Annotated in this window: 23 protein-coding genes; 15 read left to right on the forward strand and 8 right to left on the reverse strand. The window is 66.0% G+C overall.

Going from position 1 to position 22,786, the window contains the following annotated elements; translation table 11 throughout:
- Positions 1–1,800: hypothetical protein (locus tag VGV37_RS01140; RefSeq protein WP_326877761.1), on the forward strand; the 1,800-nt coding region annotated here is incomplete at its 5' end.
- Between the two features lie 25 nt (positions 1,801–1,825).
- Here the strand turns inward: VGV37_RS01140 and VGV37_RS01145 are convergent.
- A complete protein-coding gene (locus tag VGV37_RS01145) occupies positions 1,826–3,844 on the reverse strand; it encodes a protein meaA (protein WP_326877762.1) in 2,019 nt (672 codons plus the stop codon).
- 290 nt (positions 3,845–4,134) lie between these two features.
- On the opposite strand from VGV37_RS01145, the gene ccrA reads away from it, so the two are divergent.
- The gene (ccrA, locus tag VGV37_RS01150) at positions 4,135–5,445 is read left to right on the forward strand and encodes a crotonyl-CoA carboxylase/reductase (RefSeq protein ID WP_326877763.1); all 1,311 of its coding nucleotides are present in this window, start codon (positions 4,135–4,137) and stop codon (positions 5,443–5,445) included.
- 3 nt (positions 5,446–5,448) lie between these two features.
- On the opposite strand, the gene VGV37_RS01155 is transcribed toward ccrA, so the two are convergent.
- Positions 5,449–5,580, reverse strand: a complete 132-nt coding sequence (locus VGV37_RS01155; RefSeq protein ID WP_326877764.1) for a hypothetical protein — start codon at positions 5,578–5,580, stop codon at positions 5,449–5,451.
- Between the two features lie 36 nt (positions 5,581–5,616).
- Between VGV37_RS01155 and VGV37_RS01160 the strand changes: the two genes are divergently transcribed.
- The gene (locus VGV37_RS01160) at positions 5,617–7,290 is read left to right on the forward strand and encodes an acyl-CoA dehydrogenase family protein (protein ID WP_326877765.1); all 1,674 of its coding nucleotides are present in this window, start codon (positions 5,617–5,619) and stop codon (positions 7,288–7,290) included.
- Positions 7,291–7,295: 5 nt separating this feature from the next.
- Here VGV37_RS01160 and VGV37_RS01165 read toward each other — a convergent pair whose 3' ends face one another.
- Genes VGV37_RS01165 through VGV37_RS01175 form a run of 3 tightly spaced genes read right to left on the reverse strand, consistent with a single transcriptional unit; the run spans position 7,296 to position 8,459 of the window.
- Complete coding sequence (locus VGV37_RS01165) at positions 7,296–7,613, reverse strand: CcdB family protein (protein WP_326877766.1); 318 nt, start codon at positions 7,611–7,613, stop codon at positions 7,296–7,298.
- Complete coding sequence (locus VGV37_RS01170; RefSeq protein ID WP_326877767.1) at positions 7,613–7,864, reverse strand: type II toxin-antitoxin system CcdA family antitoxin; 252 nt, start codon at positions 7,862–7,864, stop codon at positions 7,613–7,615. The genes VGV37_RS01165 and VGV37_RS01170 overlap by 1 nt, the downstream gene beginning before the upstream one ends.
- A 52-nt stretch (positions 7,865–7,916) precedes the next feature.
- Positions 7,917–8,459 carry a 2'-5' RNA ligase family protein gene (locus VGV37_RS01175; RefSeq protein ID WP_326877768.1) on the reverse strand — a complete coding sequence of 181 codons (543 nt, stop codon included), beginning with the start codon at positions 8,457–8,459 and terminating at the stop codon, positions 7,917–7,919.
- A gap of 199 nt (positions 8,460–8,658) precedes the next feature.
- Here VGV37_RS01175 and VGV37_RS01180 point away from each other — a divergent pair, with 199 nt between their 5' ends.
- The 6 genes from VGV37_RS01180 (at position 8,659) to rutD (ending at position 13,513) form a co-directional block, all read left to right on the forward strand.
- A complete protein-coding gene (locus tag VGV37_RS01180; protein WP_326877769.1) occupies positions 8,659–8,847 on the forward strand; it encodes a twin transmembrane helix small protein in 189 nt (62 codons plus the stop codon).
- Between the two features lie 10 nt (positions 8,848–8,857).
- Positions 8,858–9,427 (forward strand): cob(I)yrinic acid a,c-diamide adenosyltransferase, encoded by a 570-nt coding sequence (locus VGV37_RS01185; protein WP_326877770.1) that lies wholly within the window; start codon positions 8,858–8,860, stop codon positions 9,425–9,427.
- 209 nt (positions 9,428–9,636) lie between these two features.
- On the forward strand, positions 9,637–10,386 hold the full coding sequence (locus tag VGV37_RS01190) for an electron transfer flavoprotein subunit beta/FixA family protein (protein ID WP_326877771.1): 750 nt from the start codon (positions 9,637–9,639) through the stop codon (positions 10,384–10,386).
- A complete protein-coding gene (locus VGV37_RS01195; protein ID WP_326877772.1) occupies positions 10,386–11,327 on the forward strand; it encodes an electron transfer flavoprotein subunit alpha/FixB family protein in 942 nt (313 codons plus the stop codon). Before VGV37_RS01190 ends, VGV37_RS01195 begins: the two co-directional genes overlap by 1 nt.
- Before the next feature lie 276 nt (positions 11,328–11,603).
- Entirely contained in the window at positions 11,604–12,476 is an 873-nt protein-coding gene (locus VGV37_RS01200; RefSeq protein ID WP_326877773.1) for a 3-hydroxybutyryl-CoA dehydrogenase, read from the forward strand.
- Between the two features lie 236 nt (positions 12,477–12,712).
- Positions 12,713–13,513 carry a pyrimidine utilization protein D gene (gene rutD / locus VGV37_RS01205; RefSeq protein ID WP_326877774.1) on the forward strand — a complete coding sequence of 267 codons (801 nt, stop codon included), beginning with the start codon at positions 12,713–12,715 and terminating at the stop codon, positions 13,511–13,513.
- A 97-nt stretch (positions 13,514–13,610) separates the two neighbouring features.
- Here the strand turns inward: rutD and VGV37_RS01210 are convergent, their stop codons facing one another.
- A complete protein-coding gene (locus VGV37_RS01210) occupies positions 13,611–14,096 on the reverse strand; it encodes a hypothetical protein (RefSeq protein WP_326877775.1) in 486 nt (161 codons plus the stop codon).
- A 216-nt stretch (positions 14,097–14,312) separates the two neighbouring features.
- Positions 14,313–14,924 carry a polyhydroxyalkanoate synthesis repressor PhaR gene (gene phaR / locus VGV37_RS01215; protein WP_326877776.1) on the reverse strand — a complete coding sequence of 204 codons (612 nt, stop codon included), beginning with the start codon at positions 14,922–14,924 and terminating at the stop codon, positions 14,313–14,315.
- Between the two features lie 374 nt (positions 14,925–15,298).
- On the opposite strand from phaR, the gene VGV37_RS01220 reads away from it, so the two are divergent.
- Positions 15,299–16,567 (forward strand): alpha/beta fold hydrolase, encoded by a 1,269-nt coding sequence (locus VGV37_RS01220; protein ID WP_326877777.1) that lies wholly within the window; start codon positions 15,299–15,301, stop codon positions 16,565–16,567.
- Between the two features lie 72 nt (positions 16,568–16,639).
- Here VGV37_RS01220 and VGV37_RS01225 read toward each other — a convergent pair whose 3' ends face one another.
- On the reverse strand, positions 16,640–17,011 hold the full coding sequence (locus VGV37_RS01225) for a hypothetical protein (protein WP_326877778.1): 372 nt from the start codon (positions 17,009–17,011) through the stop codon (positions 16,640–16,642).
- Between the two features lie 525 nt (positions 17,012–17,536).
- Between VGV37_RS01225 and VGV37_RS01230 the strand changes: the two genes are divergently transcribed.
- The 5 genes from VGV37_RS01230 to VGV37_RS01250 all read left to right on the forward strand — a co-directional run bounded on the left by VGV37_RS01230 (position 17,537) and on the right by VGV37_RS01250 (position 22,570).
- Complete coding sequence (locus tag VGV37_RS01230) at positions 17,537–18,712, forward strand: acetyl-CoA C-acetyltransferase (RefSeq protein ID WP_326877780.1); 1,176 nt, start codon at positions 17,537–17,539, stop codon at positions 18,710–18,712.
- A 118-nt stretch (positions 18,713–18,830) separates the two neighbouring features.
- Positions 18,831–19,553, forward strand: a complete 723-nt coding sequence (phbB, locus tag VGV37_RS01235) for an acetoacetyl-CoA reductase (RefSeq protein ID WP_326877781.1) — start codon at positions 18,831–18,833, stop codon at positions 19,551–19,553.
- Between the two features lie 53 nt (positions 19,554–19,606).
- The gene (locus tag VGV37_RS01240) at positions 19,607–20,527 is read left to right on the forward strand and encodes a DMT family transporter (protein ID WP_326877782.1); all 921 of its coding nucleotides are present in this window, start codon (positions 19,607–19,609) and stop codon (positions 20,525–20,527) included.
- Positions 20,524–21,789, forward strand: a complete 1,266-nt coding sequence (locus VGV37_RS01245) for a winged helix-turn-helix domain-containing protein (RefSeq protein ID WP_326877783.1) — start codon at positions 20,524–20,526, stop codon at positions 21,787–21,789. Before VGV37_RS01240 ends, VGV37_RS01245 begins: the two co-directional genes overlap by 4 nt.
- Before the next feature lie 73 nt (positions 21,790–21,862).
- Complete coding sequence (locus VGV37_RS01250) at positions 21,863–22,570, forward strand: gamma-glutamylcyclotransferase (RefSeq protein ID WP_326877784.1); 708 nt, start codon at positions 21,863–21,865, stop codon at positions 22,568–22,570.
- Positions 22,571–22,786: the final 216 nt, after the last annotated feature.

Below are 22,786 nucleotides of genomic sequence, written 5' to 3' on the forward strand. Positions count from 1 at the left end.
CCTGCCCCCCCTCTTCTCGTGGTCAACCGAATTCCCGGAATTTTGCGAGACCTGGGTCAGGACGAAGCGATCTTGGCACCAGCTTTGGAACAGATGATTTCCAGTTTGCTTGCGGACCGCTTAACTGAGGCTCCAGCAAACATGCCGGTTCTTGATGATGCGTTAGAGTTGAATCCTCTATTTGTAGCCAAGCTAGGCGAAGTTACTGATCTTCATGTACCCGCTCGCAGATGGGAGGGTTTCTCTGAGCAGCTCGAAAGTTCAGGCTTCCTTCGACGCTTGCAACCCCAACTAAACACGTGGTTGGATGCCGTTCTTGGCGACAAAAACACGGCTCCTGTCGAAGCTCCTCAATCAAGAGAGAACTCGCAGACCAACGAGAGTAGGCGCAAAGCACTCGCTGATTTTGCAGCACGTCTGGTGTCAGCCGAGACGGCCGATCGGCCGATAGAGAACCCACTGATCACAAGCCCGATGAGGGCTTTAGCGATGGAAAATACGCAAGTCCCAATTGTAATCGTCGAAGGAGCGAAGGGAACAGGCAAGACTTTGACCGCCCGCTACGTTCTGTCCCGAAGGACTTGGGATGGCGTCGCTAAAGGCGTCGGCATTACGTCCTCTAAGACCGATGCGACTTTGCTGCCGGTCTTAGGGTCGATCCAAACCAGTGACACGTTCCGACAGGAAATCGATGACGCACGGGCCCGAGTTTCAGCGGAAGTTGGCGCAGGTGCGCCTCAGTCTGTAAGCAATACCCGCGCGGTTCTCCGAGAGAAACTGTCGACGAATTTGAGTGAAAAGGATTGGACGGACCTGTGGCTCGACGCGATCGCGTGGTCCGCCGGTTTCTCTCCAGGCGAAGGCGGGAGTGGGCAAAGACTTCTTGATAACCTGAGGGCTTCAGGACGGCGGTTAGTGTGTTTGGTCGAAGGCATCGAGGAACTTTACGATTCAGCAAAAGACCAGCATGTGCCACCTATGCTCAGGGCGATTCTTATCGATCTTCCACTTCGGCTTAGAAGCGAACCGGGGCGCCCGCTGGGGCTTATTGTTTTTGCACGACGAGACAGCGTCAACGCAGGAGTAGCTCAAAATCGGAGCCAATTCCGCGCACAATATCGCGATTTTGCGCTCACTTGGACTGAAGCAGATGTTTTGGAACTAGCCGCATGGATCACGACTGAGTCGGGTGCTCTAACGGTTTGGGATCGAGCGTTCTCCGATCTAAGTCAGCCGGAAAAGGAACGTCGACTCATTCCGCTATGGGGCCGGAAGCTAGGTCCGGATGAGCAGCCAGGACAGCGACGAGTGAAAGAAGCATATACGGCGGGGTGGGTTATCGCTGCATTATCTGATCTTCAAGGCAGGCTCGTAGCGCGCGATCTGGTTCGCTTTCTTCAAAATGCCGCTGAGGGGGCCGCGCTATCAGACGAGCGGGATACCTACGGTTCTAGGCTATTGCCGCCGGGCTCTCTCAAGTCCGCCATCGGCCCTACCAGTAAGCAGAAGGTAGCTGAGACTGAGGAAGAAATCGCCGAACTTGCAAATGTCTTCGCCAAATTTCGCGCTAAAATTAATAGTGTTAGAGCTCCTATCGACCAAGAAGCTTTGGACGAACTCGGACTGGATTTGAATGATATCGAGCTGTTGCAGCTTCACGGCATAATCTTAGGAGACTCGCCGCCATATGAGGTGCCCGAGTTATTCCGCATGGGATTGGGGCTTCGACACGCGGGAGCCCGCCACTCGGTCCTCGGTACAAAGCGGCGAGCCAGGCAGCGACAAAAAGAACAAAGCTGATCGACGGCCGAACGGGAGCGCCCTCCTAAGCCGCCATTTCCCCCCGCTCGTCGATCAGGTCGACGATGTCGGCGATAATGCGGGTCAGGTCGTAGTCTTTGGGCGTATAGACCCGCGCGACGCCGGCGGCCTTCAAGGCGGCCGCGTCTTCGGGCGGGATGATGCCGCCGACCACGACCGGGATGTCGTCGATGCCGGCGGCCGTCATGCCGCGCATGACCTCGCCGACCAGCGCCACATGGCTGCCGGACAGGATCGAGAGGCCGACGACATGGACGCTTTCCTCCAAGGCGGCATTGACGATCTGGGCCGGGGTCAGGCGGATGCCCTCGTAGACGACCTCGAAGCCCGCGTCGCGCGCCTTCAGGGCGATCTGTTCGGCGCCATTGGAATGGCCGTCCAAGCCCGGCTTGCCGACCAGCATCTTCAAGCGCCGGCCGACCCGGGCCGAGACGGCGGTGACCCGCTCGCGCACCGGCCTGAGCGCGTCCTTGGGGCTGAGCGTGGTACCGGTCGAGGAGGCCGCGGCGACGCCGGTCGCGGCACGGTACTCCCCGAACACCTGGCGTAAGGCTTCGGCCCATTCGCCGGTCGTGACCCCGGCCCGCGCCGCCGCGATCGACGGTTCCATGATGTTGGCGCCTTGGGATGCCGCCTGGCGCAGGCCCTCGATCGCGGTCGCCACCGCCTGGCCGTCGCGGGCCCGCCGCCAGGCGGCGAGCCGTTCGACCTGCTGGGCTTCGACCCCGGCCTCCACCGTCAGGATACCGGCCTCGCCCTCGGCGGTCAGCGGCGACGGTGCGCTCTCGGTGAAGCGGTTGACGCCGATCACGCTCTGCTCGCCGCGCTCGATCGCCCCCAGGCGCTTGGCGTTCGATTCGACGAGGCGTTGTTTCATGTAGCCGCTCTCGATCGCGGCGACGGCCCCGCCCATGGCCTGCAGCCGGTCGAACTCGGCCATGGCCTCGGCCGCCAGTTCCGCGACCTTGGCCGCCACGACCGGCGAGCCGTCGAACAGGTCGCCATATTCCAGGAGGTCGGTCTCATAGGCGACGATCTGCTGCAGGCGCAGGCTCCATTGCTGGTCCCACGGCCGGGGCAGGCCCAGCGCCTCGTTCCAGGCCGGCAATTGCACGGCGCGGGCACGCGCGTCTTTCGACAGCACGACCGCCAGCATTTCGAGCAGGATGCGGTAGACGTTGTTCTCAGGCTGCTGTTCGGTGAGGCCGAGCGAATTGACCTGCACGCCATAGCGGAAGCGGCGGAAGCGCTCGTCGGCGATGCCGTAGCGGTCGAAGGTCAGCTTATCCCACAGCTCGACGAACGCGCGCATCTTGCACATCTCGGTCACGAACCGGATGCCGGCATTGACGAAGAAGCTGATGCGGCCGACGACCTGGCCGAACTCGGCCTCGGGCACCTGGCCGCCGGCCTTGACCGCGTCGAGCACGGCCGCCGCGTTCGCCAGCGCATAGGCCAGTTCCTGGACCGGCGTCGCCCCCGCCTCCTGCAGATGGTAGGAGCAGACGTTCATCGGGTTCCATTTCGGCAGTTCCCGATAGGTGAATGCAATGACATCCCCGGTCAGGCGCAGGCTGGGTCCCGGTGGAAAGATATAGGTGCCGCGCGACAGGTATTCTTTCAGGATGTCGTTCTGGGTCGTACCCTGCAGGGCGGCCCGGGACGCTCCTTGCTCCTCGGCGCAGGCGATGTAGAGCGCCAGCAGCCAGGGCGCCGTCGCGTTGATCGTCATCGATGTGTTCATGCGGTCGAGCGGGATGCCGTCGAACAGGGCGCGCATGTCGCCCAGATGGCCGATCGGCACGCCGACCTTGCCGACTTCGCCGCGCGCCAGCACGTGGTCGGAATCATAGCCGGTCTGGGTCGGCAGGTCGAACGCGACCGAAAGGCCGGTCTGGCCGCGTTGCAGATTCGTGCGGTAGAGCGCGTTCGATGCATCTGCCGAGGAATGGCCGGAATAGGTGCGGATCAGCCAGGGCTGCTCCCGGTACGGGTCGTTCGATCCGCGCTTGTCGTCGCTCATCCAGGCCTCCCAAACCCCATTCCAACCCATTGCGACGACGCGATTTTCGCCTTATCACCAGACTGCTATCTAGTGATCTGCGCCGCAATTTTCAGAAAAAGCGCAATTTTAGAAATAAAATATCACTCCACTGGAACCATGAGTAATATTCCGTCGTTTTGTGCATTGCAAACAGATTTCGGTCCGGGCAGGATGCGATGCAATAGGGCCTGCGATACGGCTCTATCGCAAGAGAAAACGATCCGCCGCCCGACGGGCTGCGGCAAGGTTGAGGAACCGGGAGAAGAGCGATGAGCGGCACGGCCGAAGTCATCAAGCTGCACAATGATGGGTCTGAAAATGGCGTATCGGCGCAACCAGTGACAAAAGATCTGTACGAAGTCGGCGAGATTCCGCCGCTGGGTCACGTGCCGGAGCGCATGTATGCCTGGGCGATCCGCCGCGAGCGCCATGGCGAACCGGAAAGCGCCATGCAGGTCGAGGTCGTGGCGACACCGGCCATCGGCCAGGACGAGGTGCTGGTCATGGTCATGGCCGCCGGCGTCAATTACAACGGCGTCTGGGCGGCGCTGGGCAAGCCGATCTCGCCGTTCGACGTGCACAAGGCCGAGTTCCACGTGGCCGGTTCCGACTGCTCGGGCGTGGTCTGGGCGGTGGGCTCCAAGGTCAAGCGCTGGAAGGTCGGCGACGAGGTCGTGGTCCATTGCAACCAGGATGACGGCGACGACGAGGAGTGCAACGGCGGCGACCCGATGAACTCGCCCAGCCAGCGCATCTGGGGCTATGAGACGCCGGACGGCTCGTTCGCGCAATTCGCGCGGGTCCAGGGCCGGCAGCTGATGGAGCGGCCGCGCCACCTGACCTGGGAAGAGAGCGGCTGCTACGTGCTGACGCTCGCGACCGCCTATCGCATGCTGTTCGGCCATCGCCCGCACATCCTGCGTCCCGGCGACCATGTGCTGGTCTGGGGGGCGGCCGGCGGCCTAGGGTCCATGGCGATCCAGCTGATCGCGACGGCCGGCGCCAACCCGATCGCGGTCATCTCGGAAGAGGACAAGCGCGATTTCGTGCTGCAGCTGGGCGCCAAGGGCGTCATCAACCGCAAGAATTTCGATTGCTGGGGCCAGTGCCCCGACATCGACGACCAGGCCGGCTATGCCGAATACATGAAGAAATGCCGCGCGTTCGGCAAGGCGATCTGGGACATCACCGGCAAGGGCAACGACGTCGATTTCGTGTTCGAGCACCCGGGCGAGCAGACCTTTCCGCTGAGCTGCTTCGTGGTGAAGCGCGGCGGCATGGTCGTGTTCTGCGCCGGCACGACCGGCTTCAACCTGACCTTCGACGCGCGCTTCGTCTGGATGCGCCAGAAGCGCATCCAGGGCAGCCACTTCGCCAACCTGCTGCAGGCGAGCCAGGCCAACCGCCTGGTGGTCGAGCGGCGCATCGACCCATGCCTGTCCGAGGTGTTCTCCTGGGCCGACATCCCGCGCGCCCATACCAAGATGATGAAGAACCAGCACAAGCCCGGCAACATGGCCGTGCTGGTCCAGGCGAAGCACCCCGGCATGAAGACGTTGGACGACGCCATTCACGCCTGACCGTCATTTCCATGCGAAAACTACGCTTATAGTATCGCCGTCATGGCCGGGCTCGATCCGGCCATCCACGCCTTCGAGCGGTATGGCTTCGTCGCCGAGCGGCGCCGCGTGGATGCCCGGATCGAGCCCGGGCATGACGGACCATGTGTCGAGTATCAATTGGATATACCGATGAATTCTTCCCCGCTGCTGCTGCCCGACCTGCTTGCCCTGACCGCCGCTGCCGCCGATTCGGCCGATCGCCTCGTCGCCTCCGGCCAAGGCGCCGTCGCCGCATTGGTGGCACCCGGCGGCACCGTCGATGCAGACCTGCTGGAGCAGCACCAATATGCCGCGCACGGGCTTGCCTGGGTCTCGACCTATGCCAGGGCACTGCGCGAGATGCGCGCCTGGGCGCTGCGGCTCGACGCGACCGGGCGGCTGGGAGAACTCGAAAGCCTGATCCTGCAGGTTGCGTTCGGCGAATACCTGGCCCAGCTCGAGGGCGGCGTGCCGTTGAGCCAGGTCGAGATGATCCGTCCGGCCGACCTCGGCATCGATGCGGAAGAGGTCGCGACCTTCCGCACCGGTCCCGTCCGCAGCCTGATCGCGGCCGGCACGGCGGCCGCGGCCCGCGTGCGGATCGCCCAGCTGATCCAAGGCGCGCTCGACGGCGGCAGCTTCGGCGACGAGGCGCTCGACGATGAGACCCTGGTCCTGGTGCGCGACCAGTTCCGCCGTTTCGGCGCCGAGGCGGTCGAGCCCCACGCCCATGATTGGCACCTGAAGGACGAGCTGATCCCGATCGAGGTCGTGGACCAGATGGCCGAGCTGGGCGTGTTCGGCCTGACCATCCCCGAGGAATTCGGCGGCCTGGGCATGGGCAAGCTCGCCATGTGCGTCGTGACCGAGGAACTGTCCAAGGCCTATATCGGCGTGGGCTCGCTCGGCACCCGGTCCGAGATCGCGGCCGAACTCATTCGCCTGGGCGGGACCCAGGCCCAGAAGGAGCATTACCTGCCCCGGATCGCGTCCGGGGAGATCCTGCCGACCGCGGTCTTCACCGAGCCCAACACGGGCTCCGACCTGGGCTCGCTGCGCACCCGTGCGATGCTCGACGGCGACCATTACGCGGTGACCGGCAACAAGACCTGGATCACCCATGCCAGCCGCTCCGACCTCATGACCTTGCTGGCCCGGACCGATGCCAAGGACGGCGGTTACAAGGGCCTGTCGATGTTCCTGGCCGAGAAGCCGCGCGGCACCGAGGCGGACCCGTTCCCCGCGCCGGGCATGACCGGCGGCGAGATCAAGGTGCTGGGCTATCGCGGCATGAAGGAATATGAGCTGGGCTTCGACGGCTTCACGGTGCCGGCCGCCAACCTCTTGGGCGGGGTCGAGGGCCAGGGCTTCAAGCAGCTGATGGCGACGTTCGAGAGTGCGCGCGTCCAGACGGCGGCCCGCGCCGTCGGCGTCGCCCAGAACGCGCTCGAGATCGGGTTGCGCTATGCGCTCGACCGGGTCCAGTTCGGCAAGGCGCTGGTGAATTTTCCGCGCGTCGCCGGCAAGCTCGCCTGGATGGCGGTCGAGACCATGGTGGCCCGCCAGCTGACCTATTTCGCCGCGCGCGAGAAGGACGGCGACCGGCGGTGCGATATCGAGGCCGGGATGGCCAAGCTGCTCGCTGCCCGCGTCGCCTGGGCCAATGCCGACAATGCCCTGCAGATCCACGGCGGCAATGGCTACGCACTCGAATACAAGATCAGCCGGGTGCTGTGCGACGCCCGCATCCTGAATATCTTCGAGGGTGCGGCAGAGATCCAGGCGCAGGTCATCGCCCGCGGGCTGCTGGCGGGGCGGAATTGACGCGGTCAGTCCCAGGCGCGCGAGACCACCAGATCGAGCGCGGCAATGATGCGGTTGCCCTCCGTGGCAAGCGAGCCGACTTTCGGGCCAAGTTGGTCGAGAGCGATCGAAACGATCAGCAACGGGTGCAAGACGACCAGCCGATCTTCGACCTCGAACGTCGGGTTCAATCGCCCTTCGGCGAAAGAGATACCGGCCGCTGGCGTGAGCGGGACCACGACGCGCCGACCGGACGAGTCGAAGCGACGGGACTGAACGACGACGACGAACGGCAAATCCCGCTTCTGCGGCCCAATGTTTCGATGAACATCAAACTGCGCCATCAGAGCGGGGAATATTCATCGGCGAACGAACCATATTTGGCGTCGAACTCGTTCCAACCCTCGATCGCCCGATCGAGTGCGGCCTCCTGGTCGATCCGTCGCTTCTGTTCCTGCATCACGAAGTCGGCCAGCATCCGCTCGACCTGTTCCGACAAATTGCCGGTGAATTGCCGCGCCTTGGCGACCAGATCCTCGTTCAAAGACATGTTCACCGGCCGCTTGGCCGCATTTGCGTCGTAGCCCAAAGCCATGATGCACCTCCATGCGCATCATATGCGCACGATCGGCGTTGGGACAATCGCCCTAGAACATCCCCGCGCCGAGCATCGCCATGTGCAGCGTGTCGAGCGGGTCGTAGCTGATGACGCGCAGGGCCGGCAGCTGGGCGTCGATCGGGGCGAAGCCGGGAGCGAGCGCCTCGACCGCGCCGGCGAGCGACAGGCTGTCGAGTTCCTGGGCCAGCGCCACATGCGGGATCCAGTTGCCGGTCTCGTAGAACGGCCAGCGCACCGGCGCCAGGTCGGCGAAGGTGCTATGGAAGCTCTCGTGCAGCGCCAGCAGTTCCGGTCCGACGATCGGCGCCAGGAACAGGGTGCCGGACGGGCCGCCGAACACGCCGAGGCTGCCCAGGCGGATGGTCGGCGGGATTTGCGCCGCGGCCCACAGGTCGAGGCGCGGCGCCAGATCGGCGATATCCGCCGCCTCGTAGGCGGCGAGCGCCATATGCGGGGCGAGACCGGTCTGGCGATAGCTGGGCAAACCAGCACTATGCTCGAGCGTGCCGGCCATCCAATCCACGATGGCGGCGGCGCTGGGGTCCAGGTCGAGGATGATGGCGACGGCCACGGAGCGTCCGGCTCAGCGCTGCACGCGCGCGGCGAAGCGGCCGGCGGCGGGCTGGGAAAGTTCGGTGAACGAGGACGGGCGCATCGAGGGGCCTCGGCGACGGGAACGGGCGACGCGATCAGCATAGGGCGAACTGCCGCCGACGCAAAGCGCCAGAGCGGCCTGGGCACGACGGGATGCCGCGACTATATTCCCGCGGATGCACACTCTTCTCATCATCGGCATCGTCGTTGCCGCCCTCGCCACCCTGGCCGTGCTGGTTCGGGGTATCATCCAGATGATCAAGGGCAACGACGCCCGGCGCTCGAACAAATTCATGCAGATGCGCGTATTGCTGCAGGCGGCCGTGCTGATCCTGGTCGTGCTGTTCATGACGCTGTACCGTTAGGGACGCTGCCATGGTCACGCTGAACCGGATCTACACGCGCGGCGGCGATCAGGGCCAGACCTCGCTCGGCGACGGTCGACGGGTCGCCAAGCACGACATCCGGGTCGAGACCTACGGCACGGTCGACGAGGCCAATGCCGCGATCGGGCTCGCCCGGCTGCACAGCCTGGACGACGCCTCAACCGACGCGATGCTGTCGCGCATCCAGAACGACCTGTTCGATCTGGGCGCCGACCTGTGCACGCCCGAGGATGGCCGCAAGCACGAGGGCGCGCTCAGGATCGTGGCTGCCCAGGTCGATCGGCTGGAACGCGAGATCGACGCGCTCAATGCCGATCTGGCGCCGCTCACCTCCTTCATCCTGCCCGGCGGCACGCCGCTCGCCGCCTATCTGCACCTGGCGCGCACCGTGACGCGCCGGGCCGAGCGGCTGGTGACGGCGCTGGCCGCGGCGGAACCGGTCAATCCCGAGGCGGTCAAATACCTCAATCGTCTCAGCGATCACCTGTTCGTGCTCGGCCGCCACGTCAATGACGGCGGCTCGCGCGACGTGCTGTGGGTGCCTGGTGGCAATCGCTAGTTCCGCTTTTCCGGGCGCGAATTGACTTGCGCGCACCCTCTCCCTATCGTCCGCGGTCCAGAGATGACCGCGCGATCCGGCGCCGGCCCGCTTGTTCTGGCCGGCCCGCCGCGTTTGCTGAAGCCGTCGGGGGCAACCCCGATCAACGATAACCTGCCGCAAGGCCGGCGCGCCCGTTTCCCGAGGCCGCGCCCGGTCGGAGTGAACCGATGAAAGTGCTCGTCGCCGTCAAGCGGGTGGTCGACTACAACGTCAAGATCCGCGTGAAGGCGGACAAGACGGGGGTCGAAACCGCCAACGTCAAGTTCTCCATGAATCCGTTCGACGAGATCGCCGTCGAGGAAGCCGTGCGGCTCAAGGAAGCCGGCAAGGCGACCGAGGTGGTCGTGGTGTCCATGGGCCCGGCCCAGGCCCAGGAAACCATCCGCACGGCACTCGCCATGGGCGCCGATCGCGGCATCCACGTCCAGACCGATGCCGAGCTGCAGCCATTGGCGGTCGCCAAGCTGTTGAAGGCGATCGTCGACAAGGAAACCCCGACCCTGGTCATCGTCGGCAAGCAGGCCATCGACGACGATTGCAGCCAGACCGGCCAGATGCTGTCGGCGCTCCTGGGCTGGTCCCAGGGCACCTTCGCGTCCAAGGTCGACCTCAAGGACGGCACGGTCGCGGTCACCCGCGAAGTCGACGGCGGCCTCGAGACCGTCGACCTCAAGCTGCCGGCGGTGGTCACGACCGACCTGCGCCTGAACGAGCCGCGCTACGCCTCACTGCCCAACATCATGAAGGCGAAGAAGAAGCCGATCGAGCCGACCACGCCGGACGCGCTGGGCGTCGACGTGGCGCCGCGGCTGGCGACCCTCAAGGTCGAGGAACCGCCGAAGCGCCAGGGTGGCAAGAAGGTCGGCTCCATCGCCGAACTGGTCGACAAGCTGAAGAACGAGGCGAGGGTTATCTGATGGCACTCCTGGTCATTGCCGAGCATTCGAACGCGGAGCTGAAGCCCGCCACGCTCAACGTCGTCACGGCCGCCAAGGAGATCGGCGGCGACATCCACGTGCTGGTCGCCGGCTCCAATGCCAAGGCCGCCGCCGATGCCGCCGCCCAGATCGCCGGCGTCGCGAAGGTGCTGCTGGTCGACGCACCGATCTATGAGCATCGCCTGGCCGAAGACCTGGCCGCCCTCGTCGTCAAGCTGGCGCCTGACTACACCCATGTACTGGCGCCGGCGACCACCTCGGGCAAGAACTTCCTGCCGCGCGTCGCGGCCCTGCTCGACGTCGCCCAGATCTCGGACATCTCGGCGGTCGTGTCGGCCGACACGTTCGTGCGCCCGATCTATGCCGGCAACGCGCTGGCGACGGTGCAGTCCAAGGACGCGATCAAGATCATCACCGTGCGCGGCACCGGCTTCGCCGCGGCGGAAGCGACCGGCGGCAGCGCGCCGGTCGAGACGAGCGAAGCAGGTGCCGCGTCGGGCCTGTCCAGCTTCGTCAGCCAGGAGCTGTCGAAGTCGGAGCGGCCGGAACTGACCTCCGCCCGGGTCATCATCTCCGGCGGCCGCGGCATGCAGAACGGCGAGAACTTCAAGATGCTCGAAGAGGTCGCCGACAAGCTGGGCGCCGCCGTGGGCGCATCCCGTGCCGCGGTCGACGCCGGCTTCGTGCCGAACGACTACCAGGTCGGCCAGACCGGCAAGATCGTGGCCCCCGACCTCTATGTGGCGGTCGGCATCTCCGGCGCCATCCAGCATCTGGCCGGCATGAAGGACTCCAAGGTCATCGTCGCCATCAACAAGGACGAGGAAGCGCCGATCTTCCAGATCGCCGACTATGGCGTGGTCGGCGACCTGTTCAAGCTGGTGCCGGAACTGTCTGCGGAACTGGACAAGGTCAAGTAGCAGGACAAGCTATTCATCGTCATGGCTGGGCTCGACCCGGCCATCCACGCCTCCGGGCAACGTCCCGCAGGCACCGGGAGTGCCCGGGCAGACGCACGTGGATCTCCGGGTCAAGCCCGAGGATGATGGAGAGTTGAGAGAATGTCCGCATCGCTTCCCTGCTGACGGCGACGCCAAGGCTCGCTATGAATGATGGCGGCGCGGGAGCAATCCTGCGCCGTCCTCGTTTTGCCGCACGCGCCGGCGGAGCGACCAGTTCCTTCGAATGAGGCGGTCATGATTTCTCGTATCGGTGTCATCGGGGCGGGCCAGATGGGCAGCGGCATCGCGCAGGTTTGCGCGCGGGCCGGCTACGAGGTTCGCCTCAACGACATGTCGGCCGAGGCGCTCGACCGGTCCCTCGCCGGCATCGCCGGCAATTTCGACCGGGCGATCGGCAAGGGCAAGCTGACCGAGGCCGAGCGCGACCAGGCGATGAGCCACATCCAGACCGGCACGGACTACGCCATGTTCGCCGAATGCGACCTGGTGATCGAAGCTGCGACCGAGAAGGAGGCGATCAAGCGCGAGATCTTCAAGCGGCTGATCCCCAGCCTCAAGGCGGACGCGATCATCGCGACCAACACTTCGTCGATCTCGATCACGCGGCTCGCCGCCTCCACCGACCGGCCCGGCAGCTTCATCGGCATGCATTTCATGAACCCGGTGCCGGTGATGGCGCTGGTCGAGCTGATCCGCGGCATCGCGACCGACGAGAAGACCTTCGCCTCCGTGCGGGAGCTGGCCGTCACGCTCGGCAAGCAGCCGGTCGCCGCCGAGGATTTTCCGGCCTTCATCGTCAATCGCGTGCTGCTGCCGATGATCAACGAGGCGGTCTACACGCTCTACGAGGGCGTGGGCTCGGTCGAGGCGATCGACACGGCGATGAAGCTCGGCGCCAATCATCCGATGGGGCCGCTCGAGCTGGCCGATTTCATCGGGCTCGATACCTGCCTTGCCATCATGCAGGTGCTGTATGAGGGCCTGGCCGACTCCAAGTATCGCCCCTGCCCGCTCTTGGTAAAATACGTCGAGGCCGGCTGGCTCGGCAAGAAGGCCGGCCGCGGCTTCTACGATTACCGCGGCGACGTGCCGGTTCCGACCCGCTGAATACTGGCGCCGCGCCGAATGCATTAAAAAATTTATATGCTTTGGGCCGGCTGCTTCAAGACGAGGCAGCCGGTTGGTCAAGCAATCGGCAATGCTGCACTGCGTCATAGCCTCGCCGTGATTGCATGGCGGCAATGCAGCCGGAACCGGGTCCTTGAGCGCGCGATGATTTGACTCGTCGCCGGGGTGGGTGATACCGACATCCAACCCTTCCAAGAGCCCTCCAAGGAGGCCCTATGCCACGCACGTCGATTGGCGATTGCAGCCTCTATGTCGAGCGACACGGGGACGGTTTCCCTGTTCTGCTGATTTCCGGCCTCGGCGGCCATGCCTCCTATTGGCAGCCGCAGGTTCCGGCCTTCTCCCGCGAATTCGGGGTCGTGCTGCACGACCATCGAGGCGTCGGCCAGTCCGACCACGTGAAGATGTCCTACACCGTCGACAAGATGGCGGCGGACGTCGTGGCCCTGATGGACGCGCTCGAGATCGAAAAGGCGCATATCGTCGGCCATTCGACCGGCGGCGCCATCGCCCAGATCCTGGCGATCGAGCACCCCAAGCGGGTGGCCGCCCTGATCATCGCGTCGAGCTGGCCCAAGCCGGACGCCTATTTCCGCCGCGAGTTCATGCTGCGCAAGGAGATCCTGAGCGGGCTCGGCCCCCAGGCCTATGTGCAGCAGGCGAGCCTGATGCTGTATCCGGCCGCCTGGGTTGCGGAGCATAACGAGGCGCTGCGCAGCTACGAGGCGCAGATGATCGCCAGCTTCCCGCCGGCCGAGGTCATGCTGAGCCGCATCGATGCGATCATGGCGTTCGACCGCTCCAAGGACCTGGCCCGGATCAAGGCCCCGACCCTGATCGTCGGCGCTGCCGACGACCTGGTGATCCCGGCCTATCACAGCGAGGCCCTGGCACGCGCCATCCCCGATGCCGAGCTGAAGATGTTCGCCGGCGGCGGCCACGCCTTCACTCAGGTCAAACCGCGCGACTTCAATCAGGCGGTCCTGCCGTTTCTGCAGGCGCACACGCCGACGTAAAGGCGATGCTTCGTCTTTCGGCGAAAGCACGTAGGTTAATAATATTCCATCAAGCCCGGCCATGACGGGGTGAGCCAGATCGGGATGACGGTGAAGCTCACCCCAGAAAACCCAGCACAGCGGTCGGCAAGTTGAACAGGCCGTGCAGGCCGACGCCGAACCAGAAGCCAAAGCTGCGGTCTTGGTGGCGCCAGGCCAGATAGACCGCCGCCGTGAAGAAATAGGCTCCCAGCAGGAACAGGGCCTCAGGAGGCCGGGTCGAGTGCAGCAGGGTCGCAGCCAAGGCGGCGATGAACGAGACCCGCAGGGGCGCCCGGTTCCGGGCCGAGATCAGATCGATCAGCAGCAGATAGACCGCATTCTCGACCAGCGGCAATAGCAGCACCGTGGCGAGCAGGGTCGCGAGCGAACCCATCGCATGGGGATCGGGCAGCCGATTGGACGCCGTCGTGACCAGCAGGGCGACACCCGAACCCCACCAGAGGTTCACCAGCCGCAGGCTGCATGCCATATAGTCCCGCTTCGACACCGATACGTCGAACATCGGCTCGATCAGGTTCAGGCTTCTGGCGATGTCGGTCATTTTCCGTCTCACCGATCGACATCCCTGTCCGCCGGACGTCATGCCTCGGCGGGCGCCGCAGCGCGAGCGAGACCATGGCATCGCGGCCGCGATCGGGCGTGTGACCGGCGCCACAGAGGCAACCTCGCGATGCCGACGGGGGGCCGAATGAAAACGCCGGGCGACCCGCCAAGGGCCGCCCGGCGTCCGGCCGGATCGAAAGGACGAAGCGGAGAGTCAGGTCCCGGTCTTGACGCCCTTCTTGGTCAGCGCATCGAGCTGGCCTTGCAGACTGTTGAGCCGCTCGGTCAGTTCCTGGATGCCCTGGGCGGGCGCCGGCGCTTCGCCCGCGACCGCTTCGCCGCCGGCAGCGAGTTCCCCCTCGACGCCGAACGGCGTGAACATCTTCATCGCCTTTTCGAACAGCGCCATGTTCTGCTTGCCCATGTCCTCGAACGAGGCGAACGGGAACAGGCCGCCGAACGAACCGCCGACACTCTTCGCCAGCTGTTCCTGGTTGCGGGCAAAGGATTTCATGGTGAATTCGAGATAGCGCGGCACCAACCATTCCATGTTGTTGCCGTAGAAGCCGATGATCTGGCGCAGGAAGCTGATGGGCAGCAGGTTCTGGCCCTTCTGCTCTTCCTCGACGATGATCTGGGTCAGCACCGAGCGGGTGATATCCTCGCCGTTCTTGGCGTCGTAGACGATGAAATCACCGCCCAGCCGAACCATCTGGCTGAGATTATCGAGGGTCACGTAGCTCGAAGTGGAGGTATTGTAGAGCCGGCGATTAGCGTATTTCTTGATGATGACGGGAGCCGGGTCACTCTGCGGTTTGGCATTCATCGAAGGGCTACCTTGGCAACGTTTTTTGCAGCTATGTTGCGCAGCATAACAGAAGCGGAAGCGGTTTCCCCACCCCCAATTATGGGGCGCTTCCGTAATTGCTCCGACCTTTTTGCCAGGTATAGTCCAATTCATGTCGAAGCCGCCGGATCTCGAAGCCCTGGCTCGCCGCTATGTCGAACTGTGGCAGGACCAGATCGCCGCGACCGCGGTCGATCCGGAACTGACCGACGGGCTGACGCGGATGATGCAGATGGTCGGCGGCGGCATGGCGGCCCAGCTCGGCCTCTGGCAGGCGCTGTGGCCCGATCTGGCCGCCCGCGCCGCGACCCCGCGGCCGTCCGCATCCGCCACCCCGCCGGAAGGTCCCGGGCATGACCGCGCCGAAGCCGCCGCCCCCGGACCCCAGGTCCAGCCCAGAGCCCGGCCCGAAGCGCCAGGGCCCACGCCCGTTGCCGGCGCACCTGCTGACGGCGGGCACGACGTGGCACAGCTCCAGGCTCGCCTTGCCCTTCTTGAAGAGCGGCTTGCTTCGCTGGAAGGCGGATCTCGGCCCGCGCGCCGAGGCCCTCGCCCACGAGCTGGACGCCGTAGCGCTCCCTGATTTCTCGGCGGCGGTCGAAAGCGTGCTGGCCCAGCGCGCGGATCGCTTCGCCGCCGGCATCGAGGCCTATCGCGGCCATCCCTACCGACGCGACCTGGCCGACCCTCCCGAGATCTGGCGCGAGGGCACGACGCGATTGCTGGATTATGGTCCGGACGGTGGCCGCCCCGTCCTGATCGTCCCCTCGCTCATCAACCGTTTCCACGTGCTCGACCTGGCGCCGGGCCGCAGCCTGCTGCGTCACCTCGTCGGCCGCGGCATCCGGCCGCTGCTGGTCGACTGGGACCGGCCTGGCGAGGCGGAACGCGGCTTCGACCTGACCGCCTATGTCGCCGGCCGGCTGGATGGCGCGTTCGATGCGGCGCTCGACCATGTGGGCGGGCCGCTGGGCGTCGCGGGCTATTGCATGGGCGGCCTGTTGGCGCTGGCGCTGGCGCAACGCCGCCGGCGCGACGTGGCCGCCCTGGCCCTGCTCGCCACACCGTGGGATTTCCAGGCCGGCAACGAGGCCTATGCCCGGTTCGTCTCGGCGCTGGTCGGTCCGGCCGAGTTGGCGTTCGGAGCGCTCGGCTGGGTTCCGACCGACATGCTGCAGGCCCTGTTCTTCATGGCCGACCCCCATCTGGCCATGCGCAAGTTCACCCGCTTCGCCGATCTCGAACCGGCGTCGCGCGCGGCGTTGGATTTCGTCGCGACCGAGGATTGGCTGAACGACGGCGTTCCGCTGTCGCTGCCGACCGCCAAGGACTGTTTCGGCGGCTGGTATGGGGAGAATTTGCCGCTGCGCGGCGCCTGGCGCGTCGCGGGCCGCCCGGTGGCGCCGGAACGGTTCGACCGGCCGACCCTGATCATCGCGCCGGCGCGCGACCGGCTGGTCCCGCCGGCCTCGGCCCGGCCGCTCGCGGCACTGATCCCCGGTGCCGAGATGATCGAGCCCGACCTGGGCCACATCGGCCTGATCGTCGCCGGCCGCGCGCAGGATGCGGTCTGGACCCCGCTGGCGGATTGGCTGGAGCGAACGATGCCACGGCCTCGGTGACTTCCCGGAAGACCAGGGTTGTCGGCACTCCGCCTGCGACCGGCGCCCGACGCCGATAAAGACTTCCGGCCGTCAGCCGATCAGGATCAGGCGCGATGCGATGACGACGACCCCGATGGCGAAGGCGACCACGAGCCAGCGGCCGTCGAGTTGCCAGGTCCGTCCGCGGAAGACGATCTTGCCCAGCATCGTCTTGGCGAGCGTCGGCCGGCTCAACACCGGCTTGGCCGCCGGGGCGGCGGCCCGGCCCTTGCCCAGCAGGCCGACCAAGCGGGCTGACAGTTTGGGGATTTCCGAGGGAACCGAGACGAGGCCGCTCGTTCGCCCGATCATGTGGGATATCGCAGTCACTGCGGACGCGGATGGCAAGGCGGCCAGGCGAGACGCCTCGTCCCACGGGTCGAGCTCCAGCCGGGTCAAGGCCGAGGCCATCGACATCGGCATGCCATTGCCCTGCTCGCCTATTTCGGCAAACAGAAACGCGTCATATCTCGAATCGAGAACATGATAATCCGAAACGCCACCCATTGATGTCGCTCCACGATATCTTTGAATTTCAGGACTCCATAAATGGATATTTAATCGCGCAAATCAAGATCGACCGTTTTCATTCCGATTTTATTCAATATTTCGTTCGAATCGGGGACAGATTTAAAATTGATCGGAACGATTATGCAGCCGGGGAATTTATGTTCGTCCGGCGTCGCGCGCCGCCACGGCATACAGGACCGTGGGCGGCAGCGGTCCGGCGCGATTTCATGAAATTGCCATGAATGTGGCCGACGGTGCGTTTCCGTCGTCAATCCGCTGACAAGTCGGATCATTTGTCGCGCGACCGCACCGTCGGGGCTGGACGGCCCTTTTCGGCCCCCCTTATGGTAGCGTCGAGACGTTAGACCCGTCGGTGGCCAAGCCTGGCCAACAGGCATCGCCGGCGAGCATCCCTGAATTTCCCGGAGGAGCCATCCCATGTCGGACGTCATCATCGCCGGAGCGGCCCGTACGCCCGTCGGCAGCTTCAACGGCGCCCTCGCCAGCGTGCCGGCCCATTACCTGGGCGAAACCGTGATCCGCGAAGTGCTCGCCCGCTCCGGCGTCGAGCCGGGTGAAGTGAGCGAGGTCATCCTGGGCCAGGTGCTGACGGCGGCCCAGGGCCAGAATCCGGCGCGCCAGGCCTCGATCAACGCCGGCCTGCCGATCGAGACCACGGCCTGGGGATTGAACCAGGTGTGCGGCTCCGGCCTGCGCGCGGCCGCCCTCGGCTTCCAGGCGATCCGCAACGGCGACAGCTCGATCGTCATCGCCGGCGGCCAGGAGAGCATGAGCCAGTCGGTCCATGGCATGCACCTGCGCAATGGCGTGCGCATGGGCGACGCCCAGATGATCGACACCATGATCCGCGACGGCCTGTGGGATGCCTTCAACGGTTACCACATGGGCACCACGGCCGAGAACGTGGCCGAGAAGTACCAGATCACCCGCGAACAGCAGGACGAGTTCGCGCTAGGTTCCCAGCTGAAGGCGTCGAAGGCGATCGAGTCCGGCCGGTTCAAGGACGAGATCGTTCCGGTCAAGATCTCGACCCGCAAGGGCGACGTGATGGTCGATACCGACGAATATCCCAAGGCCGGGTCGACCATCGAGGCCCTGGCCAAGCTGCGGCCGGCCTTTTCCAAGACCGGCACGGTGACCGCCGGCAACGCGTCCGGCATCAACGACGGCGCCGCCGCCGTGTTGCTGATGAGCGCTGCGGATGCCGCCAAGCGGGGTATCAAGCCGATCGCCCGCATCGTGTCCTGGGCTACCGCCGGCGTCGATCCGTCGATCATGGGCACCGGGCCGATCCCGGCGAGCCGTGCCGCCCTGAAGAAGGCCGGCTGGACCCCCGACCAGCTCGACCTGATCGAAGCGAACGAGGCGTTCGCGGCCCAGGCCTGCGCGGTCAACAAGGACCTGGGCTGGGACACGTCCAAGGTCAACGTCAACGGCGGCGCCATCGCCATCGGCCACCCGATCGGCGCGTCGGGCGCCCGCGTGCTGGTGACCCTGCTGCACGAGATGCAGAAGCGCGGCGCCAAGAAAGGCCTGACCACGCTGTGCATCGGCGGCGGCATGGGCATCGCCATGTGCGTGGAGTGCGAATAGCAAAGGGGCTACCGCCAAGCGCTCTTTCTATACCGTCGTTCCCGCCTGCGCGGGAATGACGGTAAGTTCAACCAAACCCCGGCGGTCAACGACCGGCGTCTAGGCAGGGAGAGTACGAATGGGACGTGTCGCAGTCGTTACGGGCGGGACCCGCGGTATCGGAGCCGCGATCAGCATCGCGCTGAAGAATGCCGGCTACAACGTCGCCGCCAATTTCGGCGGCAACGAGGATGTCGCGCGCGCCTTCACGGCGGAAACCGGCATTCCGACCTATAAGTTCGACGTCTCGGACTTCGCTGCGGTCAAGGCCGGCATCGAGAAGGTCACGGCCGAGCTGGGGCCGGTCGAGGTCGTGGTCAACAACGCCGGCATCACCCGCGACGGCACGATCCACAAGATGTCGCCGGAGCAATGGGCCGAGGTGATCAACACCAACCTCGCCTCATGCTTCAACCTCGCCCGCGTGGTGATCGACGGCATGCGCGAGCGCAATTTCGGCCGCATCGTCAACATCGGCTCGATCAACGGCCAGGCCGGCCAATACGGCCAGGTCAACTATGCCGCAGCCAAGTCGGGTATCCACGGCTTCACCAAGGCGCTCGCCCAGGAAGGTGCGGCCAAGGGCATTACGGTCAACGCCATCGCCCCCGGTTATATCGATACCGAAATGGTTCGGTCGGTGCCGCCGAACGTGCTGGAAAAGATCGTCGCCAAGATCCCGGTCGGCCGCCTCGGCCAGGCGAGCGAGATCGCGCGCGGCGTGCTGTTCCTGGTCGCCGACGAGGCCGGCTTCGTCACCGGCTCGACCCTGTCGATCAACGGCGGACAGCATATGTATTGATCCGGCGGGTGGACGGTGGGATCACTCCACCGTCCACTCTTTTCCACGGCCCCATGACCGACCTTTCCGCATCCGCTCCCCGGCTCGCCGCACGCAATCGCGCCACGGCGATCGGTGGTATCGCCATCCTGCTCTGGGCGTCGCTGGCCCTGCTGGCGACGCTGGTCGGGCCGATCCCGCCGTTCCAGCTCGTCGCCATGAGCTTCGGCATCGCCTTTGCCGGCACCGTCGCCCTCTGGCTGGTCCGGGGCGAAGCCATCGCCGCCCACCTGCGCCAGCGGCCCGTGGTCTGGCTGCTCGGCATCGGCGGGTTGTTCGGCTATCACTTCCTGTATTTCGTGGCGGTCGGTTCCGTGCCGCCGGTCGAGGCGAGCCTGCTCAATTACCTCTGGCCGTTGCTGATCGTGCTGTTCTCCGGCCTCGTGACCGGCGAACGGCTGCGCTGGTGGCACGTGTTGGGCGCGCTGTGCGGCCTGTTCGGCGTCGTCGTGCTGGTCACCCGGGGCTTCGCAGCCGACCTGAGCTTCGGCCAGGGCGCCATGACCGGCTATGCCGCAGCGCTGGGCGCCGCGGTGATCTGGGCCGCCTATTCGGTGGTCAGCCGGACGTTCGGCGAGGTGCCGACCGACGCGGTCGGCGGCTTCTGCGGCGCCACCGCCGTCCTGGCATTGCTCTGCCATCTCGTGCTGGAGCCCACGGTCTGGCCGACCTCGCCGCTCGCCTGGGGCGCGGTCCTGCTGCTGGGCCTGGGTCCGGTCGGCGGCGCATTCTTCGCGTGGGACCATGGCGTGAAGCGCGGCAACATCCGCGCGCTGTCCGGGCTCAGCTATGGCACGGCGCTGATGTCGACCCTGCTGCTGATCGCCGCCCGCAAGGCCGAAGCGACGCCGGCGGTCGGCATCGCCTGCCTCGCCATCGTCGGCGGCGCCGTGCTGGCGTCGCGCGACCTGTGGCATCGGCCGGCCGGCCCATGAACCCGCGCGAGCGTTTCAGCGCGGGCGAGGCCCGCCGCATTGCGCTCGGCGCCCAGGGCTTCGGCGTTGCCCGGCCCGAAACGCCCGAGGCGGGGCATTTCAAGAAGCTGACCCGGCGTCTAGGCGTGGTCCAGATCGATTCGGTCAACGTGCTGGCGCGCGCGCACTACCTGCCGGCCTTCTCGCGCCTCGGCGCCTACGAGACAGACCTGCTGCATCAGGCTGCCTATGCCGGCCGGCGGCGCCATCTGTTCGAATATTGGGCCCATGAGGCGTCCTACGTGCCCGTGGAATATTATCCGCTGCTGCGCTGGCGCATGGAGCGGGCCGCTTCCGGTTCCGACATCTATGGCGCCCTCGCGACGATCGCACGCGATCGGCCGGCCTATGTCGAGCAGATTTACGAGCAGGTGCGCCAGCGCGGGCCGATCGCCGCCGGCGACCTCGAGGGCGAAGCCGAAGAGCCGGGACCGCGTCCGGCCGCGGCCTCCGGCTGGTGGGGCTGGAGCGACGGCAAGCGGGCGATGGAGTACCTGTTCTGGGCCGGCCGGATCACGACCGCAAGCCGGCGCGGCTTCGAACGGCTCTACGACCTGACCGAGCGGGTGCTGCCGCGCGCCGTGCTGGCCGCCCCGGTGCCCGACGAAGCGGACGCCCAGCGCGAATTGATGGCGATCGCGTCCCGCGCGCTGGGCATCGCGACCGAGCCGGACCTGCGCGACTATTTCCGCCTGAAGCCGGAGGACAGCAAGGCGCGGCTGGCCGAGATGGTCGAGGCCGGCACGGTCCTGCCGGTCGCGGTCAAGGGCTGGAGCCAGCCGGCCTATCTGGACCCGGCGGCGCGCCTGCCACGCCGGATCACCGCGCGGACCCTGCTGTCGCCGTTCGACCCGCTGGTATTCGAGCGGACCCGGACCGAGCGCATGTGGGATTTCCGCTATCGCATCGAGATTTACGTGCCCGAGGCGAAACGGGTGCATGGCTATTACGTGCTGCCGTTCCTGCTGGGCGAAAAGCTGGTCGCGCGGGTCGATCTCAAGGCCGACCGGCAGAACCGCGTCCTGCTGGTGCCTGCTGCCCATGTCGAGGGCCATGCCGATCCGGTGGCAATAGCACCGCAATTGCACGAACATCTGGTCGAGTTGGCCGGCTGGCTGGGCCTGGAGCGTATCGAGATCGGCGCCCGCGGCGACCTCGCGCCGGCGCTCCAGCGCCATGCCCGGGACGGCATGCGCGGCGGTCCGATCAGCCAGACCGCATGATGATGAGCCGCCTGGCCCGTCCACGCCCATTTCTTGCTAGGACGACAGCGAAGCCGCCCTGCTGGATGATGCCATGGACGATCTGAGCCCCGCACCGCAAGCCGTCGAGCTGACCCGCGAATCGATCCAGGCCGGGGCGGTGATCCAAATCGCCAGCGCCAACGGCCTGCGCGTGCTGACCGACGCGGAACGTGCGGCCTCGATCGCCGAGACGCTCGCCGCCCGGCCGAAACGCTCGGATCCGTCCGGCGACCTGTGGCTGTTCGGCTATGGCTCGCTGATCTGGAACCCGGCGTTCCACTTCACCGAACGGCGCAAGGGCCGCATCCGCGGCTGGCATCGGCGCTTCTGCCTATGGACCCCGCTCGGCCGCGGCAGCCCGGAACGGCCGGGCCTGGTGCTGGGCCTGGAGCGCGGCGGCGCCTGCACCGGCATGGCGTTCTGCCTCGCATCCGACCAGATCGCCTGCGAACTGGACATCGTCTGGCGCCGCGAGATGCTGAGCGGCGCCTACAAACCGCGCTGGGTCCGGGTCGAAACCGCCGACGGCCCGGTCGACGCCGTCACTTTCACCATCGACCCGGCCAACCCGCGCTATGCCGGCCGGCTCGACGAGGACGAGATCGTGCGCGTGGTCGCGAGCGCGGTCGGTCGGCTCGGCCCCTGCACCGACTATCTGTTCAAGACCGCCGACGCGCTCGCCGAACTCGGCCTGACGGACCGCGCGCTCAACCGTCTGAAGCGCCGGGTCGAGGAACGGCTGGCCGCCCAGGCTTCGTAGAGCGCTGGCGATGGGAGGAGGTAGCCAGCGAGGATAGCGCCCGGGCTCCATCAGTCGAACCCTCGGATCGCTTCCAAGAGCCGATCGCAGGATCGGGCGAGGTTCCTCGCCGGCGTGGTCGCGACACCGAGCAGAAGCCCGGACTGGGCGCCATCAGGCGACACGTACCAGGCAGACAGCGGCGCCGGAGACATCCCGAACGCCGACACTTCACGC

It is taken from the genome of Aliidongia sp. (genome assembly GCF_035943795.1).
In the GTDB taxonomy this organism is placed as follows: domain Bacteria; phylum Pseudomonadota; class Alphaproteobacteria; order ATCC43930; family CGMCC-115725; genus Aliidongia.

Bases quoted from the DNA above. Each gene is read 5' to 3' on its own strand.
- VGV37_RS01170 (WP_326877767.1), bottom strand. From the start codon at position 7,864: ATGGCTTTGGGCTACGACGCAAATGCGGCCAAGCGGCCGGTGAACATG.
- VGV37_RS01250 (WP_326877784.1), top strand. From the start codon at position 21,863: ATGGACGATCTGAGCCCCGCACCGCAAGCCGTCGAGCTGACCCGCGAA.
- VGV37_RS01225 (WP_326877778.1), bottom strand. From the start codon at position 17,011: ATGCCGATGTCGATGGCCTCGGCCTTGACCCGGCTGGAGCTCGACCCG.
- rutD (WP_326877774.1), top strand. From the start codon at position 12,713: ATGCCACGCACGTCGATTGGCGATTGCAGCCTCTATGTCGAGCGACAC.
- VGV37_RS01210 (WP_326877775.1), bottom strand. From the start codon at position 14,096: ATGACCGACATCGCCAGAAGCCTGAACCTGATCGAGCCGATGTTCGAC.
- VGV37_RS01220 (WP_326877777.1), top strand. From the start codon at position 15,299: ATGACCGCGCCGAAGCCGCCGCCCCCGGACCCCAGGTCCAGCCCAGAG.
- VGV37_RS01145 (WP_326877762.1), bottom strand. From the start codon at position 3,844: ATGAGCGACGACAAGCGCGGATCGAACGACCCGTACCGGGAGCAGCCC.
- VGV37_RS01165 (WP_326877766.1), bottom strand. From the start codon at position 7,613: ATGGCGCAGTTTGATGTTCATCGAAACATTGGGCCGCAGAAGCGGGAT.
- VGV37_RS01180 (WP_326877769.1), top strand. From the start codon at position 8,659: ATGCACACTCTTCTCATCATCGGCATCGTCGTTGCCGCCCTCGCCACC.
- phbB (WP_326877781.1), top strand. From the start codon at position 18,831: ATGGGACGTGTCGCAGTCGTTACGGGCGGGACCCGCGGTATCGGAGCC.
- VGV37_RS01190 (WP_326877771.1), top strand. From the start codon at position 9,637: ATGAAAGTGCTCGTCGCCGTCAAGCGGGTGGTCGACTACAACGTCAAG.
- VGV37_RS01195 (WP_326877772.1), top strand. From the start codon at position 10,386: ATGGCACTCCTGGTCATTGCCGAGCATTCGAACGCGGAGCTGAAGCCC.
- VGV37_RS01160 (WP_326877765.1), top strand. From the start codon at position 5,617: ATGAATTCTTCCCCGCTGCTGCTGCCCGACCTGCTTGCCCTGACCGCC.
- VGV37_RS01185 (WP_326877770.1), top strand. From the start codon at position 8,858: ATGGTCACGCTGAACCGGATCTACACGCGCGGCGGCGATCAGGGCCAG.
- VGV37_RS01200 (WP_326877773.1), top strand. From the start codon at position 11,604: ATGATTTCTCGTATCGGTGTCATCGGGGCGGGCCAGATGGGCAGCGGC.
- VGV37_RS01155 (WP_326877764.1), bottom strand. From the start codon at position 5,580: ATGCCCGGGCTCGATCCGGGCATCCACGCGGCGCCGCTCGGCGACGAA.
- VGV37_RS01240 (WP_326877782.1), top strand. From the start codon at position 19,607: ATGACCGACCTTTCCGCATCCGCTCCCCGGCTCGCCGCACGCAATCGC.
- ccrA (WP_326877763.1), top strand. From the start codon at position 4,135: ATGAGCGGCACGGCCGAAGTCATCAAGCTGCACAATGATGGGTCTGAA.
- VGV37_RS01230 (WP_326877780.1), top strand. From the start codon at position 17,537: ATGTCGGACGTCATCATCGCCGGAGCGGCCCGTACGCCCGTCGGCAGC.
- phaR (WP_326877776.1), bottom strand. From the start codon at position 14,924: ATGAATGCCAAACCGCAGAGTGACCCGGCTCCCGTCATCATCAAGAAA.
- VGV37_RS01245 (WP_326877783.1), top strand. From the start codon at position 20,524: ATGAACCCGCGCGAGCGTTTCAGCGCGGGCGAGGCCCGCCGCATTGCG.